At 69.1% G+C, this 15,744-nt stretch carries 16 protein-coding genes; 15 read left to right on the forward strand and 1 reads right to left on the reverse strand.

Annotated elements, in window-relative coordinates; all coding sequences use genetic code 11:
• Positions 1–28 precede the first annotated feature (28 nt).
• From recJ to rseP, 15 genes are all read left to right on the forward strand, one after another.
• Positions 29–1,933 (forward strand): single-stranded-DNA-specific exonuclease RecJ, encoded by a 1,905-nt coding sequence (gene recJ, locus IPG61_18260; GenBank protein MBK6735974.1) that lies wholly within the window; start codon positions 29–31, stop codon positions 1,931–1,933.
• Positions 1,930–4,116 (forward strand): bifunctional (p)ppGpp synthetase/guanosine-3',5'-bis(diphosphate) 3'-pyrophosphohydrolase, encoded by a 2,187-nt coding sequence (locus IPG61_18265; protein ID MBK6735975.1) that lies wholly within the window; start codon positions 1,930–1,932, stop codon positions 4,114–4,116. Before recJ ends, IPG61_18265 begins: the two co-directional genes overlap by 4 nt.
• Before the next feature lie 15 nt (positions 4,117–4,131).
• Positions 4,132–4,620, forward strand: a complete 489-nt coding sequence (locus tag IPG61_18270) for a D-tyrosyl-tRNA(Tyr) deacylase (protein ID MBK6735976.1) — start codon at positions 4,132–4,134, stop codon at positions 4,618–4,620.
• A gap of 59 nt (positions 4,621–4,679) precedes the next feature.
• Entirely contained in the window at positions 4,680–5,306 is a 627-nt protein-coding gene (gene maf / locus IPG61_18275; GenBank protein MBK6735977.1) for a septum formation protein Maf, read from the forward strand.
• On the forward strand, positions 5,303–6,364 hold the full coding sequence (gene mtnA / locus IPG61_18280; protein ID MBK6735978.1) for an S-methyl-5-thioribose-1-phosphate isomerase: 1,062 nt from the start codon (positions 5,303–5,305) through the stop codon (positions 6,362–6,364). The genes maf and mtnA overlap by 4 nt, the downstream gene beginning before the upstream one ends.
• A 256-nt stretch (positions 6,365–6,620) precedes the next feature.
• Positions 6,621–7,052 (forward strand): 50S ribosomal protein L13, encoded by a 432-nt coding sequence (gene rplM, locus IPG61_18285; protein ID MBK6735979.1) that lies wholly within the window; start codon positions 6,621–6,623, stop codon positions 7,050–7,052.
• 22 nt (positions 7,053–7,074) lie between these two features.
• Positions 7,075–7,533: a 30S ribosomal protein S9 gene (gene rpsI, locus IPG61_18290; GenBank protein ID MBK6735980.1), complete on the forward strand. Its 459-nt coding sequence runs from the start codon at positions 7,075–7,077 to the stop codon at positions 7,531–7,533.
• A gap of 211 nt (positions 7,534–7,744) precedes the next feature.
• The gene (gene rpsB / locus IPG61_18295) at positions 7,745–8,575 is read left to right on the forward strand and encodes a 30S ribosomal protein S2 (GenBank protein ID MBK6735981.1); all 831 of its coding nucleotides are present in this window, start codon (positions 7,745–7,747) and stop codon (positions 8,573–8,575) included.
• A 35-nt stretch (positions 8,576–8,610) separates the two neighbouring features.
• Positions 8,611–9,204, forward strand: a complete 594-nt coding sequence (tsf, locus tag IPG61_18300; protein MBK6735982.1) for a translation elongation factor Ts — start codon at positions 8,611–8,613, stop codon at positions 9,202–9,204.
• Between the two features lie 140 nt (positions 9,205–9,344).
• On the forward strand, positions 9,345–10,061 hold the full coding sequence (locus tag IPG61_18305; GenBank protein ID MBK6735983.1) for a UMP kinase: 717 nt from the start codon (positions 9,345–9,347) through the stop codon (positions 10,059–10,061).
• Complete coding sequence (gene frr / locus IPG61_18310; GenBank protein ID MBK6735984.1) at positions 10,058–10,615, forward strand: ribosome recycling factor; 558 nt, start codon at positions 10,058–10,060, stop codon at positions 10,613–10,615. Before IPG61_18305 ends, frr begins: the two co-directional genes overlap by 4 nt.
• Before the next feature lie 21 nt (positions 10,616–10,636).
• A complete protein-coding gene (gene uppS / locus IPG61_18315; protein MBK6735985.1) occupies positions 10,637–11,479 on the forward strand; it encodes a di-trans,poly-cis-decaprenylcistransferase in 843 nt (280 codons plus the stop codon).
• Positions 11,476–12,339: a phosphatidate cytidylyltransferase gene (locus tag IPG61_18320; GenBank protein MBK6735986.1), complete on the forward strand. Its 864-nt coding sequence runs from the start codon at positions 11,476–11,478 to the stop codon at positions 12,337–12,339. Before uppS ends, IPG61_18320 begins: the two co-directional genes overlap by 4 nt.
• A 30-nt stretch (positions 12,340–12,369) precedes the next feature.
• A complete protein-coding gene (locus IPG61_18325; protein ID MBK6735987.1) occupies positions 12,370–13,641 on the forward strand; it encodes a 1-deoxy-D-xylulose-5-phosphate reductoisomerase in 1,272 nt (423 codons plus the stop codon).
• Positions 13,642–13,651: 10 nt separating this feature from the next.
• Positions 13,652–15,064, forward strand: a complete 1,413-nt coding sequence (gene rseP / locus IPG61_18330; protein ID MBK6735988.1) for an RIP metalloprotease RseP — start codon at positions 13,652–13,654, stop codon at positions 15,062–15,064.
• 33 nt (positions 15,065–15,097) lie between these two features.
• Here the strand turns inward: rseP and IPG61_18335 are convergent, their stop codons facing one another.
• Complete coding sequence (locus IPG61_18335) at positions 15,098–15,685, reverse strand: hypothetical protein (GenBank protein MBK6735989.1); 588 nt, start codon at positions 15,683–15,685, stop codon at positions 15,098–15,100.
• Between the last annotated feature and the right edge of the window lie 59 nt (positions 15,686–15,744).

Here is a 15,744-nt window from a genome sequence, read left to right on the forward strand (position 1 = left end):
CAGGCGGCCGGGCAGGAAGCGAGCAGGCGTGGGTCACCCACGGAACGAATCCCAGGATCCGGACCAGCCGGTCGGCATGTTCACCGGCCGGCCGTGGCGTCGTGGTGTGCCCGTCGACGAGACGGTTCTCGCAGCCATGCGCCGCAAGGTTCCCCTGGATGTTCCGGTTTCCGATTGCCTGCTGCGCGTGCTGGCCGCTCGTGGGGTGACCGGTACGCATGCCCTCGAGGGGTTCTTCTACCCGTCGCTCGACCAGTTGCATGATCCGTTCGAACTGGCCGAGATGGACCACGCCGTCGAGCGCGTGCGCCAGGCCGCCCGCGACGGCGAACGCGTGGCCGTGCACGGCGACTTCGATGTCGACGGCATCACCGGCAGCGCCCTGCTCTACGAGACGTTCTGCGCGCTGACGGTCGACGGCTCCCAAATGCGTTGCGAGCCCGCCTTCATCCCCGACCGCGCCACCGACGGGTACGGCGTAGCCGGCCGCATGGTGCGTGAATGGGCCGACCGCGGCGTCACGCTGCTGGTCACCGTCGACACGGGCTCGGCCGCCCTGGCCGAGATCGGGCTGGCCCGCGACCTCGGGCTCGATGTCATCGTGCTGGACCACCACATCTTCGAAGAGAGGCCGCGCGCCACGGCGCTGGTCAACCCGCGCCGCGATGGCGCCGCCTATCCGAATCCGGACCTGTGCGGTGTCGCCGTGGCCTTCAAGCTGGCCCAGGCGCTGCGCCAGGCGGATCCGGCCAGCCTGCCCGACGAGTTCCTGACCTCGGTGCTCGACCTGGTGGCGATGGGCCTGGTCGCCGACCAGATGGCGCTCGTGGGCGAGAACCGCATCCTCGTCAAGAAGGGCCTGGAACGCTTCAACGACCGCACCTCGATCCGCCCCGGCCTGGCTGCCCTGCTTTCGGTGGCCGGGCTCGACCGCGGGTTCCCGGTGACCACGGGCGACTTCGCCTACCAGCTGGCGCCGCGCATCAACGCCTGCGGTCGCATCGGGCGCGTGATGTCGGCGCTCGAACTCCTGTTGACGCGCGACCCGAACGTGGCGCGCACGCTGGCCGAGGAAGCGGATCGCACCAACAGCCGCCGCAAGGAACAGGACGCGCGCCTGAAGGATGAAGCCATCGCGGCCGCGCTGCCGTTCGTGCTGCGCGGCGACCCGGGGCTGGTGCTGGCCTCGTCGGAATGGCACAAGGGGATCATCGGGATCGGCGCGGCGCGGCTCGTCGAGCAGTACCAGTTGCCGGTGGTGCTGATCTCGATCGAGGGCGACGAGGCGCGCGGCTCGGCGCGCAGCGTGCCCGATATCGACGTGAAGGTGGTCCTCGATCGTTGCGCGCACCTGCTGGTGCGCCACGGCGGCCATGCGCAGGCGGCCGGGATGACGCTGCGTGCGCGCGACGTCGACGCCTTCCGCGAGGCGTTCCTGGCGGCGCTGCGCGAGGAACCGCAGTCCGGGCCGGTGCCCGAGTCCTACGACCTCGACCTGGACCTGGCGCAGATGAGCATGCGCGATGTCGCCGCGCTGGTGCAGGACCTGGAGAATCTGGAACCGTTCGGCTCCGGCAACCGCAAGCCGGTCTTCCGCAGCCGCGGGCTGCGGCTGCACGCGCCGCCGACAACCCTCAGCGGAGGCCTGCATCTCAGGTTCCGCTTCCGCGGCCCGGCGCACGCGAACGGCAACGGCGAACCGGCGCTGGGGCGCGAGTTCCTGGCCTTCGGCTGCGGCGAGGCCTGGCGCCGGCGCGACGACGGTCCGATTCCCGGCGGCGGCAACAACGGGGGCGTGGCCGGCATTCCCTGGCAGGAGCGCGACTGGGACATCCTGTTCCAGCTCACGCGCAGCACGTTCCGCCCGCGCGGCGGCGCCTACGACCCGGTGCAGCAGTTGCTGGTGGACATCCGCCCGGCTGGTGCGTCATGAGCACCTCGGAACCGAAAGCCATCGATTTCCAGGCCATGATGGAGGACCTGTGGGCGCGGGTGCGCGTCTACAACCCGCAGGCCGACGAGGACAAGCTCTGGTTCGGGTTCCGCTTCGCGATGTCCGCCCATGAAGGCCAGCTCCGGCGCAGCGGCCAGCCCTATTTCGTGCACGCCCTGACGGTGGCGAGCATCCTGGCCGACCTGCGACTGGACGTGGACACGCTGATCGCGGCCATGGTCCACGACGTGGTCGAGGACACCGACTACGAGCTCGAGGACATCCGCCAGCGGTTCGGCAAGGACGTCGCCCACATGGTCGACGGCGTCACCAAGATGAGCGGCATCAGGGCCGTGAGTGCCGACGCGCGCAAGGCCGAGACCTACCGCAAGCTCGTGCTGGCCATCGCGCAGGACCCGCGCACGGTGCTCATCAAGCTGGCCGACCGACTCCACAACATGCGGACTATCTCGTTCCTGCCGCCCGATCGCCAGATCGACATCGCGCAGGAGACGATGGATGTCTACGCGCCGCTCGCCAACCGCTTCGGCATCGCCAAGATCAAGTGGGAGCTCGAGGACCTGGCCTTCAAGGTCCTGCAGCCCGAGCGCTACTTCGAGGTCGAAGCCGGCATCCACCAGACGCGCGCCGAGCGTGAGCGGCTGATCGAGAAGATCGTCGAGCCGCTGCGCACGCAGCTGGGCGAGGCCGGCATCGAATGCCAGATTTCCGGCCGCGCCAAGCATTTCTACTCGATCTACCGCAAGATGAAGGCGCAGGACATCGGCCTGGACCGGGTCTTCGACCTGTTGGCGCTGCGCGTCGTCGTCGGCACGAAGGCGGACTGCTATCACGCGCTGGGCATCCTGCACAGCAACTACCCGCCGCTGGCCGACCGCATCAAGGACTACATCGCCACGCCGAAGCCCAACGGCTACCAGAGCATCCATTCGACGGTGCGTGTGCCGGGCGGCAAGTACATCGAGGTTCAGATCCGCACCGAGGAGATGCACGAGCGGTGCGAGCTGGGCATCGCCGCGCACTGGCGCTACAAGGAGGGCGGCGGCATCAAGGCCGACCTCGCCGACATGGTCAAGTGGCTGCGCCAGCTGATGGAATGGGAGGAGGACGTCGACGATCCCCGCGAGTTCATGGAGAACGTGAAGGTCGACTTCTTCCGCGACGAGGTCTTCGTGCTGAGCCCCGGCGGCGATGTCTTCCAGTTGCCGCGCGGCGCCAACCCGCTCGACTTCGCCTTCCGCATCCACTCCGAGGTGGGCTTCCGTTGCATCGGCGCCAAGGTGAACGGGCGCATCGTCACGTTGCGGCACGAGCTGCAGAACGGCGATACGGTCGAGATCCTGATGAGCAAGACGCCGGCGCCGAGCGCCAGCTGGCTCGAAGTGGTGAAGACCAGCCGCGCCAAGCACCATCTCAGGCGCTGGCTGAAGTCCTCGCAGTTCGACGAGAGCGTGCGGCTGGGCCGCGAAATCATGGAACGCGAACTGCGCCGCGCGAAGGTCAACCTGAAGGTCGATGAGCTGGTCGAGGTTGCGCAGCAGATGGGCTTCGGCGAGCTCGACAAGCTGCTGGCCGCCGTCGGCAACGGCGAGGTCACCCCGGGCAAGGTCTCGGCCCGCGTGACGCCGCGGCAGGAATCGGCGGCCGAGAAGGTGCTGCACAAGGGTCGCGACCTGGTCGACACGCTGCGGCGCCGGTCGACCACCGGCGTGCGCGTTGCCGGCGTCGACAACCTGATGGTCAGCTATGCGCGCTGTTGCCAGCCCATTCCCGGCGACGGCATCGTCGGCGTGATCACCCGTGGCCGCGGCGTTTCCGTGCATCGCGCGGGCTGCAGCAACCTGGGCGACCCCAACCTGGGCCCCGATCGCCTCATCGACGTGGTCTGGGACACCGCGCCCGACCAGACGTTCATGGTGAAGCTCATCATCACCGCGAATGACCGCAACAACCTGCTGAAGGACATCAGCAATTCGCTGAGCCTGACGAACACGAACATCGCCAGCGGCGAGTTCTCGTCCGAGGACGACCTGGCGCGCGTGACGCTGGTCATCGAGGTGCGCAACCTGAACAACCTCGAGAAGATCCTCAAGTCCGTTTTGAAGGTGCCCGGTGTTCAGGGTGTCGAGCGCTATCAGCTCGGCGGGGGCCACCATGCCTGAGCCGCAGGGGGCGCGATGCGCTGCGTGATCCAGCGGAGCGGGCCTGCCCGCGTCACCGTCGATGGCCGCGGGATCGGCGCCATCGAGCGCGGCCTGGTCGTGCTGGCGGCATTCGCGCCCACCGATACGGACCTGGAGATGGAGTGGATGGCGCGCAAGCTGCCGTCGCTGCGCATTTTCGAGGACGATGCGGGGAAGATGAACCTCTCGCTGCGCGACGTCGGCGGCGCCATCCTGCTGGTCAGCCAGTTCACGCTGTACGGCGATTGCCGCAAGGGCAACCGGCCCAACTTCACCGGCTCGGCGTCGCCGGCTGCGGCCGAGGCCATGTACGAGCGCTTCAGCGGGCTCCTGCGCCGGCAGTGGCCGCAGGTCAGCGAGGGCGAGTTCGGCGCCATGATGCGCCTGGAACTGGCCAACGAGGGGCCGGTGACGGTGGTCATCGATCGCGAGGCCCCCGGCCGCGCAGCGGAATCGGAGCTGGCAGGAGGAGACGAAGCGTGAGCGGGCCAGCGTTCGTGACGCCATGCGTGACGCCGTTCGTGGACTGGCCCGCGGGTCAGGTGCTCGTGCTGGCCTCGCAGTCGCCGCGTCGCGCCGAACTGCTGCAGCTGGCCGGCCTGCCGTTCGTGGTCGAGCGCCCGGGCGAGGTCGAGGCCGGCATGGCGGCCCACCTGGCCTCGGCCGGCGCCACGCCGGTCGCCTATGCGCAGGAGCTGGCGCGCGTGAAGGCCGCCGACGTGGCCGCGCGCCTGCCGGGTCGCCTGGTCCTGGGCGCCGACACGATCGTGGTCGTGGACGGCGATGTGCTCGAGAAGCCGCGCGACCAGGCCGACGCCGCGCGCCTGCTCGGCCGCCTGTCGGGCCGGCGGCACACCGTCATCACCGCGATCGCCCTGCGGACCATGGGAGCCGCCCCGGGTGCGATGGAGATCGACCTGGGCGCGGCCGAGTCGACCGAAGTCGAGTTCCTGCCGCTGACCGCGGCGGCCATCGAGCGCTACATCGCCACGGGCGAACCCATGGACAAGGCCGGGGCCTACGGCATCCAGGGTTACGGCGCGATGATGGTGCGGCGGGTCGAGGGCTGTTACTTCAACGTGATGGGATTGCCGCTGGCCCGGCTCGGGCTCCTGCTTGCGCAGGCGCTCGGCTGCGCGCCGCTCGATCCGGCTGAAAGGGCATCATGACCTCGTTGCCGTTCCCCTTCCCGGTCGTGCAGTGGCAGGACGACCGTGTTGTCGTACTCGACCAGACGCTCCTGCCCGGGCAGACCGTGTTCCTGACCTGCGCCACGGTTCCCGAACTGGGCGAGGCCATCTCGCGACTGGCGGTGCGCGGGGCGCCGGCCATCGGCGTCGCCGCGGCCTACGGGCTGGCCCTGGCCGCCCGGCAGGCGGTCCGTGACGGACTGGATGCCGCCGGGACGCTCGCGGCGGTGGAGCAGGCACGGCGGCACCTGGCCGCCACGAGGCCGACGGCGGTCAACCTGTTCTGGGCTCTGGACCGCCTGGCCGCCTGCGCCGGGCACCTGGCCGCGGGCGGGCCGCGGGCGGTTGCCGAAGGATTGCTCGCCGAGGCCCGCCGCGTGCATGAAGAGGATATCGCGATGTGCCGCCGTCTGGGACAGGCCGGGGCCGCCCTGCTGCCCGACTGCGCCACGGTGCTCACGCATTGCAATGCCGGCGGCCTGGCGACCGGGGGCTACGGCACGGCGCTCGGCGTCATCTACGCGGCACGCGAGGCCGGCAAGGTGGTGCGCGTGTTCGCGGACGAGACGCGCCCTCTGTTGCAGGGCGCGCGCCTGACGGCCTGGGAGCTGGCCGACCAGGGTTTCGAGGTCACGGTCCTCTGCGAGGGCGCGGCCGGGTCGCTGCTCCGCCGCGGCGGGATCGACGCCGTCATCACCGGCGCCGACCGCATCGCCGCCAACGGCGACACCGCGAACAAGATCGGCACCTACCCGCTGGCCGTCCTGGCCGACCGCCACGACGTCCCGTTCTACGTGGCGGCCCCGGGCTCGACCTTCGACCCGGCCATGCCCGACGGCAGCGGCATCGTCATCGAGCAGCGGTCCGCCGCCGAGGTCCTGGCCTTCGGCGGGCTGCGCACGGCCCCGGACGGGGTCGGGGCCTGGAACCCGGCCTTCGATGTCACGCCGGCCGCACTGGTGACGGCCTTCATCACCGAGCACGGCATCCTGCGGCCACCCTTCGAGCAGAGCCTGGCCGTGTTCGGGCCGAGGTGAGGGCACCGACCCTCCGTCTTGACAGACCCTATGCCGAATGCTAAGTTAGCGGGCCTGCAGCGACCGGATTTACCTGTTGTTTTCGGTCCAGAGGGTGCTCCGGCGCGCATCGGCCATACACCTTTCTGCTTGCATGGCAACAGTTTACGCGGTTCACTGTCATGGGTGACGCGAAGGCGTCGACGCGTGCGCGGCGGGTGTATCCCGGTACGGGACCCCTGCGCGCACCATTCCGGACAAGTTGAGGAGAAGCCTCGTGAGTACGTACAGCATGAAAGCGGGCGAGATCGCCAAGGACTGGCTCGTGGTCGACGCCAAGGATATCCCCCTGGGCCGCCTGGCGACCCAGGTCGCGACCTTCCTGCGCGGCAAGCACAAGCCCACGTTCACTCCCAATCTGGACATGGGGGACAACGTGATCGTCCTGAACGCCGCCCAGGTCAAGTTGACCGGGCTCAAGGCGGACAAGAAGATCTACATCCACCACACGGGGTATCCCAGCGGCCAGCGTTTCACGCCGGTCAGCAAGCTGGTGGCTGCCGGCCGTCCGGAAGAAGTCATCATGCGCGCCGTCAAGGGCATGCTGCCCAAGACCAAGCTGGGCCGGGCGCAGCTGACGAACCTGCGCGTGTACGCGGACGCGACGCATCCGCACACGGCGCAGCAGCCGAAGTCGATTACGCTCTAGTTCCCGCTCACGCGGGCTGGGGATGAACCGGGTTCGAACGCAGGCAACCGCGGACGGCTGGACCGGCCGCAACGACACGACCAAGGAGCGCGAGTTGGAAGAACGGTATTACGCCACAGGCCGCCGCAAGACCGCCGTGGCCCGGGTGTGGCTGACGCAGGGCACCGGCAAGGTGCGGGTCAACGACCGCGCCGTGGAAGAGTACTTCGGTGAGGCCGTCCGCGAGCAGGCGCTGCGCCCGCTGGTGACGCTCGGCCTGCAGGGCGACTTCGACGTCTGGTGCACCGTCAAGGGCGGCGGCATCAGCGGTCAGGCCGGCGCACTGCGCCACGGCCTGGCCCGCGCGCTGGTCGTGGCCAACGAAGACTACCGTTCGCCGATGCGCCGCGGTGGCTACCTGACCCGCGACTCCCGCATGGTCGAGCGCAAGAAGTACGGCCAGCCGGGCGCCCGCAAGCGCTTCCAGTTCTCCAAGCGCTAGTCGCGGCCGTCTGGTCCCTGATCCTTCGGGATCAGACCGCGATCCTGCGCTGGAACCAACGATCCGGCGGCCGCCTCGCGCGGACCGCCGGATCGCATCACACACCCGGCCGGAGGAACGGGGCCGGTGGCATCACGGGACATGTCCCGCGGTGCTTGCCCCGTTCCGGTGAAAGCCGGGGAGGAACAACCTGACCTGCCGGGAGGCGATCATGGCTAACGTCGGACTGAGGGACCTGCTCGAGGCGGGCGTCCATTTCGGGCACCAGACCCGCAAGTGGAACCCCAAGATGAAGCCCTACATTTTCATCGCGCGGGGCGGCATCTACATCATCGACCTGCAGCGCACGCTGCGCGCCCTGAACCAGGCCCGCGACTTCCTGCACACGGTGGGCGCCAAGGGCGGCACCGTCCTGTTCGTCGGTACCAAGAAGCAGGCGAAGATCGCCATCAAGGATATGGCCGACCGCGTGGACATGCCCTACGTGACCGAGCGCTGGCTCGGCGGCATGCTGACCAACTGGCAGACGATCTACAAGAGCGTGCAGAAGCTCGAGGAGATCGAGGCCATGATGCGCGACGGCCGCATGGAGAACTTCTCGAAGAAGGAACAGCTCGAGTTCAGCCGCCAGTACGAGAAGCTGAACACGAACCTCGGCGGCATCCGCAAGATGAAGAAGCTGCCGGACGCCGTCTTCGTGGTCGACACGGCCGAGGAAGAGACCGCCGTGCGCGAAGCCAACAAGCTGGGCATCCCGGTCATCGGCATCGTCGATACGAATTGCGACCCCACGCTCGTGCGCTACCCGATCCCGGGCAACGACGACGCCATCCGCTCGATCCTGCTCTTCACGCGCACCGTGGCCGAGTCGATCGAGGAGGGGCGCCGCATGGGCGCCGAAGGCCGCGACCGCGCCGTGAACATGGCCGCCGCGACGAAGGACAACGTGGCCAGCGCCACGCTGGACGCCGAGGCCCTGCGCATCGAGACGCCCGCCCGCCCCGCCGCCACCGGCGACGAGGCCCCGGCCGGCGCCAACTGACGAAACGTACTGCCGAAGAGGGCACTGGAGGAGTCATGGAAATCAACGCCAAGCTGGTCAAGGAACTCCGCGAAGCCACAGGCTGCGGCATGATGGATTGCAAGAAGGCCCTGGCCGAGTGCGAAGGTGACATGGAGAAGGCCGGCGAGTACCTTCGCAAGAAGGGCATCGCCTCGGCCTCCAAGAAGGAAGGCCGCGCCACGAGCCAGGGCATCGTGGGCAGCTACATCCACATGGGCGGCAAGGTCGGCGTGCTGGTCGAAGTGGCCTGCGAGACCGACTTCGTGGCCCGGACCGAGGCCTTCCAGGAGTTCGTGCACAACCTGGCGATGCACATCGCCGCGGCGCGTCCCGTGGCCGTGTCGCGCGACGAGGTCGACGGGACGCTGGTCGAGAAGGAAAAAGAGATCTACGCCGCCCAGATGCGGGAACAGGGCAAGCCCGAAGCCATGATCGACAAGATTGTTGTCGGCAAGGTGGATAAGTACTACAGTGACGTGGCCCTGCTCGAGCAGAAGTACGTCAAGGATCCGGACATGACCATCGAGGACTACCTCAAGTCGGTCATCGGCGCCCTTGGCGAGAATATGCAGATCAAGCGCTTCGCGCGCTTCGAAATCGGCGGTTAGCCCGTCGCCTCTTGAGCCCGGGCCCCGTCGCCCGGGCTTTTTTTTTCGCGCGGCAGCGGCCACGACGGTCGCCGCCGGCGCGCCGTCAGCGCCTCCGCCCGGGCAGGCGCGACCGGCTCCCGCCAGAAAGGTGCCCTCCGGTGAAATTCACGCGGGTCCTGCTCAAACTCAGTGGCGAAGCCCTCATGGGCGACGGCGAACAGTACAGCCACGCCAAGCTCAGCCAGCTGGCGCAGGCCATCGCCCAGGTCACCCAGATGGATGTCCAGGTCGGTATCGTCGTCGGCGCCGGCAACCTGTTCCGTGCGCGTTCGGCCAACCTCGAGATCGTTGACCGGGTGACGGCCGACAACGTGGGCATGCTGGCCACGATCATGAACGGCGCCATCATCCGCGACTACCTGCGTGGCGAGGGCCTGCAGAGCCAGATCCTCAGCCCGCGCGAGGTGCGCCCGCTGACCCGCTCCTTCGCGCGCGACGAGGCGATCGGCTACCTGCAGCGCGGGCATGTCCTGATCTTCGCGGGCGGCACCGGCAATCCGTACTTCACCACCGACTCGGCGGCTGCGCTGCGCGCCCTCGAGATCAGCGCCGATGCGTTGCTGAAGGGCACGCAGGTGGACGGCATCTACGACAAGGACCCGCACAAGTACAAGGATGCCGTCCGGTTCGACCATCTCACCTACGACGAGGTGGTCGCACGTCGCCTCGAGGTCATGGACCTCACGGCGGTCACGCTCTGCGCCGAGCAGGGCCTGCCCATGTTCGTGTTCGACATCACCGACCCCGGCAGCCTTGTCGCGGTGATCGAGGGTCGCCAGCAGGGAACCTGGATCCGCAAGGAGACGCAGTCATGAGCGCCGAAGTGAAGGAAAACGCGGAACTGGCCATGGAAGAGGCGGTCGATGGCGTCAAACAGCGCCTGCATCGCATCCGCACCGGCAAGGCATCGCCGTCCATCCTCGATGGCGTCAAGGTCGACTACTACGGTGCGCTGACGCCGTTGATCCAGCTGGCGTCCATCGCCGTTCCCGAGCCGCGCATGCTGGCCGTCAAGCCGTTCGACCGCGCGGCCATCAACGCCATCGAGCGTGCCATCCAGGCCAGCAACCTCGGCCTGAACCCGTCCAGCGACGGCATGATGATCCGCCTGCACGTCCCGGAACTGACGGGCGACCGGCGCAAGGAACTGGCCAAGCAGGCGCGAGACTGCGGCGAGGAAGGCAAGATCGCGGTGCGGCGCGCGCGCCAGGAAGCCAACGACGTGCTGAAGAAGGAACTGAAGGACAGCGACATCACCGAGGACGAGGCCCACAAGGACCGCGACGAGATCCAGAAGCTGACCGACAAGTACTGCGCCACCATCGACGCGGTGACCGAGGCCAAGCAGAAAGAGATCACGGAGCTGTAGCGGGTGTCCGGAAGCCAGCACATGGAGGCGCTCAGGCGCCTGGACGACGGCGCGCTGCTCGAGGCGGTGCGCGCGCGCGGGTGCGTGCCGCGTCATATCGCCGTCATCATGGACGGCAACGGTCGCTGGGCGCGGCGGCGCTGCCTGCCGCGCGTGGCGGGACATCGCGCCGGGCGCCATGCCGTCCGCCGCTGCGTCGATGCCTGCGGGCGCCTCGGTGTCGAGGTGCTGACGCTCTACACGTTCAGCCAGGAGAACTTCAACCGGCCCGAGGCCGAGGTGAAGGCGCTCTGGCATTTCCTGCAGGAAACGCTGGGCGCCGAGCGCGACGAACTGCATCGGCGCAATGTGCGCCTGGTGACCTGCGGCGCCGTTGACAAGCTGCCGGCCCGTGCCCAGGCCGCACTGCGCGACGCCGTCGATTCGCTGGCCGGCAATACGGGGCTCGTGCTGAACCTGGCGCTGGCGTACGGCGGGAGGCAGGAGATCCTGCATGCGGCCGTGGAACTGGCCAAGCGCGTGGCCGCGGGTGAACTGGCGCCGTCCGAGGTGACGGAGGCCGAATTCGCGCGCGGGCTGTACACGGCCGGCCTGCCCGACCCCGACCTCGTCATCCGCACCAGCGGCGAGGCGCGCCTGAGCAATTTCCTGCTCTGGCAGGGTGCCTACGCCGAGTTGCTGATCTCGCCCGTGCTGTGGCCCGACTTCTCGGGACGCGACCTGACGCTGGCCGTGGCCGATTTCCAGGGCCGCGAGCGCCGCTTCGGCGCCCTGGCCGGCCAGGCGCCCATCGAGGGGCCGGCCGAGGCGGCCCCGCCACTCGATCCCGACCGCTGGCGCCGGCTGCTGAAGGTCCGACCGTGAACGCACCCGGGCGTCCGCCCGCGGTCCGTCGCTTCCTGAACGCGGGCCTGATTCCGCGCGTGCTCGTCATCGTCGCCGGCGTGCCGTGCCTGTATGCGATCACGCTGCGTGGCGGTATCTTCTTCCTTTTGCTCGTCGACCTCATTGTCGTGCTCGGCCTGCGCGAGCTCTTGCAGCTGCTGCGCGCCAAGGGCTACCAGCCTTTCGCGGCACTGGCCTATTTCTGCAGCGTGGCCCTGACCTGGTATGCCTGGCGGCAGGGCGTGGCCGTGCCCCTGATCCTGACCGGCAGCCTGCTGGCGATCATGGTGCGCGAGCTGCTGCGGCGCGAGATGTCGCAGTCGCTGGCGCACATCGCCGTCACGGTTTTCGGCATCCTCTACCTGGGCTGGCTGGCGAGCCACCTCGTGCTGCTGCGGCAGCTCCCGCACGCACTGGGCCAGGAGGAGGCGCTCGGCGCCCGGCTGGTGTTCCTCCTTGCGGCCCTGGTCTGGGCAACCGACACCGGGGCCTACCTCTGCAGCGTCGCCTTCGGGCGCCGGCCCCTGGCGCCGCGCATCAGCCCGAAGAAGACGGTCGAGGGCGCCGTGGGCGGGCTGGTTGCGGCCGGGCTCGTGGGCTGGATCTGCACCCGCGCGCTGGTGCCGTTCGTCACGCCGCTGGCCGGGACCGTCCTGGGCGTGGTGGCCGGTGTGGCGGCCCAGCTCGGCGACCTCGTCGAGTCGATGATCAAACGCGACGTGGGCATCAAGGACACGGCGCCGTTGCTGCCCGGCCACGGCGGCATCCTCGACCGATTCGATTCCCTGCTGTTCACGGCGCCCGTGGTCTACTACTACTTCCGCCTGTTCATCTTCTGAGGACCCACCGGCCCGGGGAGGTGCCCGTCCATGTCCACCGAACGCAAGCCCGACGCCGCGACGGGACCGCTCTATCCGTACCGGAAGCCGCGCCTTTCCCTGACGGAGCCGCTGCGGCTGATCGTGCTGGGGGCCACCGGCTCCATCGGCGTGCAGGCGCTCGACCTGGTGCGGCGCCATCCGGAGCGGCTGCAGGTGGCGGCCGTCAGCTGCCGTGATCGCGTGGACGACCTGGCGGCCGCCCTGGCGGAACTCGCCGCCGTCCAGCCCGAGGCACCGCTGCCGCTCATCGCGGTGTGGGATCCGGCGGCCCGCGAACGGGCCGCGGCCGTGCCGGGCTGGAGAGGTCGCCTGCTGGCGCCGGGCGCCCGCGGGCTGGTCGAGGCGGTGAACGCGGCCGAGTCGCCGTCGTGCCTGGTCAACGGCCTGGTGGGGGCGGCCGGGCTCGAGCCCACCCTGGCGGGCGCTGCGCGGGGGTTGCGCATCGCCCTGGCCAACAAGGAATCGCTGGTGGTGGGCGGCGAGCTGGTGGCGCGCGCGGTTGCCGCCGGAGGCGCCGAACTGCTGCCCGTCGACTCGGAGCACGCGGCCATCGCCCAGTGCCTTTCGGGGCGCGACCGGGCCGAGGTGGCGCGCCTGGTCCTGACCGCCTCGGGCGGGCCGTTCCGGACGACACCGGCCGCGGACCTTGCCCGGGTCACCCTGGAGCAGGTCCTGGCGCATCCGACCTGGCGCATGGGGCCCAAGATCACAGTCGATTCGGCCACCCTGATGAACAAGGGTCTCGAGGTCATCGAAGCCCACTACCTGTTCGGGCTCGCCTACGACCTGATCGACGTCGTGGTGCACCCGGGTTCGATCGTCCATTCGCTGGTGGAGTTCGTCGACGGTGCTTTCCTGGCCCAGTTGGGAACTCCGGACATGCGGATACCGTTGCAGTATGCCATTGCCGGGGAAATCCATTGGCCGCTGGGCGGAGGCAGGCTAGACTTGCTGGATGTGGGCCCCCTGGTGTTCGAGGCCCCGGACATTGGTCGGTTCCCCTGCCTGAAACTGGCCCGCGAGGCCGGCGTGGCCGGCGGCACCGCCCCGGTCGTCCTGAACGCGGCCAACGAGATCGCGGTGGCCGCCCTGCTGGCCGGGCGTCTACGTTATGTGGACATCCCCGGCGTCATTGCCGATACACTGGCGCGCCTGCCCCACGGACCGGTCCTCGACCTGTCCGCGGCGCTGGACGCCGATGCCCGGGCCCGCACGGAGGCGGCCGTCCAGGTGGACGCCCGTGCCGCTGCCGGCCATTAAGGTCGTTCGCTTGAGCAGCACACTCCCGATCACCATTTTCGCCTTCCTCGTCACGCTGGGGCTGGTGGTGATCGTCCATGAACTCGGCCACTTCCTGACCTGCAAGCTGTTCGGCGTCTATGTCAAGACGTTCTCCATCGGCATCGGTCCCAAGCTCCTGCGCAAGCGCTGGGGCGAGACCGAGTACGCCCTGTCGGCCATCCCGTTCGGCGGCTACGTGAAGATGGCGGGCGAGGGGTTGATGGAGGAGATCCAGGACACCGGCACCTGGCAGGAACGCAAGTATCCGCTGGGCACGCAGGAGGGCAACGCCGAGGCCGCCGGCCAGGACGACCACATCCCGCCGCACCGCCATTTCTTCAGCAAGCCCGCGTGGCAGCGCCTGCTGGTGTTCATCGCCGGTCCGTTGGCGAACCTCGTGCTCGCGTTCGTGCTCTACACCGGGCTGGTGCTCGGGAACGGCCTGCAGAACATCCCCTTCACCCGGGTAGGCCAGGTGCACGAGGCCTCGCCGGCGGCGACGGCCGGCTTCCTGGTGGGCGACCGCATCACGGCCGTCGCCGGCGTGCCGGTCGACAACTGGGGCGACATCGAGGACGCCGTGGTGCCTGCCGCCAATCGGCAGGCGAGCACCACGCCACCGGTAGCCGTCACCGTCGAGCGCGACGGAGCCATCGTTGTCCTGCAACTGCAGCCGACCTTCGCCACCGAGGCGGGTGGCTGGAACGTGGGGCTGGAGCCGTGGAACACGACGGTCGGCCTGGTGCAGAAGGGTGGACCGGCCGACAAGCTGGGCCTTCGCGAAGGTGACATCATCGTCTCGGTCAACGGGCAGACGGTGACCGCCTTCAGCCAGATCGCCGGCATCATCAATGAACGACCGGCCGAGCCGACCGAGGTGGTCTGGGAGCGCGACGGCCGGCAGCTCAGCGGGCAGGTCACGCCCGAGCAGACCGAAGTGGCTCCGGGCGAGAACAAGGGCCGCATTTTCCTGGAGCCGTACTTCTCCTACGACAAGGTCGGCTTCGGGCAGGGGATCCAGCTGGGTTGGCAGCGCACGTCGGACACCATCAAGGTCACTCTGGGCGTGCTCGGCGATTTCGTGAAGCGCAAGCTGGGGCTGGACGCGGTGGGTGGTCCGCTGCGCATCGGGCAGGCGGCGGGAGAGATGCTGCGCTGGAGCTTCTCGCACCTGATGTACTTCGTCGCCTTCTTCTCGATCAACCTGTTCCTGCTGAACCTCATGCCCATCCCGGTGCTCGACGGCGGCCACGTGCTGTTCCTGCTGCTTGAAGTGGCGCGGGGCGGCAAGCCGGTGCCCGAACGGATGCAGGCGATCGCCACGCAGGTCGGGCTGATCATCCTGCTGCTGTTCATGACCTTCGTGGTCGTGCTCGACGTGTGGAAGGTGACCGGGCACTAGGAGCCGCGGGGCGCGGGCGAAACGGTCCCGGCGTCAGTCGTCGCCGCGACCGCGGGAAGCGCCGGGAAAGCCTGCACCCGGGACACTGTCTGCGGGTGCGGGCCACGCCGCGTCGATGGCGCGGCGACCGCCGAGGCGCAGCAGCGAATCCTGTTCCGCTGCGAGCAGGCGCAGCAGCAGTTCGTGGACCAGCGCCGCGCGGTCGGGGTCGGTCGGGGCCAGGTCGAGCGTGCGGGCCCGGGCGCTGTCGCCCCAGGCGGCGGTAAGCGAATCGCCCAGTACGGCGCCCCGGACGGGGTCGTCGACGAGGGCAGCGCGAACGCGTTCGAGAACCAGGATGCGGGTCACGTAGACCGACTCGTCGTCGGTCAGGTCGCGCGGCGTCAGCGGTCGCTCGCGCCGCGCGCAGCCACCGGCGGCTGCCAGCAGGACCAGGAGCATGGTCAGGACCAGGACCAGTGCCGTCGCCGCGCGCACCGCGGCGCAGAAGCCGGTGGTGCACCGGGAAGTCGGCAGCGCGGGCAGCGGCACGGATATCACCTCGGGTGCGGGCATCGCCGTCAATGGCGCTGCCGGGTCAGGAAGCAGGGACCACCATTCGGGCGTGGTCGGGGATAACATCGGGACGCCTCCTTGTCACGGGATTTCCGGACGGGCGCCCGGACGGAGCGACCATCGTG

Source organism: bacterium (assembly GCA_016703265.1).
GTDB lineage: Bacteria > Krumholzibacteriota > Krumholzibacteriia > LZORAL124-64-63 > LZORAL124-64-63 > CAINDZ01.

Bases quoted from the DNA above. Each gene is read 5' to 3' on its own strand.
- IPG61_18265 (MBK6735975.1), top strand. From the start codon at position 1,930: ATGAGCACCTCGGAACCGAAAGCCATCGATTTCCAGGCCATGATGGAG.
- IPG61_18270 (MBK6735976.1), top strand. From the start codon at position 4,132: ATGCGCTGCGTGATCCAGCGGAGCGGGCCTGCCCGCGTCACCGTCGAT.
- mtnA (MBK6735978.1), top strand. From the start codon at position 5,303: ATGACCTCGTTGCCGTTCCCCTTCCCGGTCGTGCAGTGGCAGGACGAC.
- rpsI (MBK6735980.1), top strand. From the start codon at position 7,075: ATGAACCGGGTTCGAACGCAGGCAACCGCGGACGGCTGGACCGGCCGC.
- rpsB (MBK6735981.1), top strand. From the start codon at position 7,745: ATGGCTAACGTCGGACTGAGGGACCTGCTCGAGGCGGGCGTCCATTTC.
- tsf (MBK6735982.1), top strand. From the start codon at position 8,611: ATGGAAATCAACGCCAAGCTGGTCAAGGAACTCCGCGAAGCCACAGGC.
- frr (MBK6735984.1), top strand. From the start codon at position 10,058: ATGAGCGCCGAAGTGAAGGAAAACGCGGAACTGGCCATGGAAGAGGCG.
- uppS (MBK6735985.1), top strand. From the start codon at position 10,637: ATGGAGGCGCTCAGGCGCCTGGACGACGGCGCGCTGCTCGAGGCGGTG.
- IPG61_18325 (MBK6735987.1), top strand. From the start codon at position 12,370: ATGTCCACCGAACGCAAGCCCGACGCCGCGACGGGACCGCTCTATCCG.
- IPG61_18335 (MBK6735989.1), bottom strand. From the start codon at position 15,685: ATGTTATCCCCGACCACGCCCGAATGGTGGTCCCTGCTTCCTGACCCG.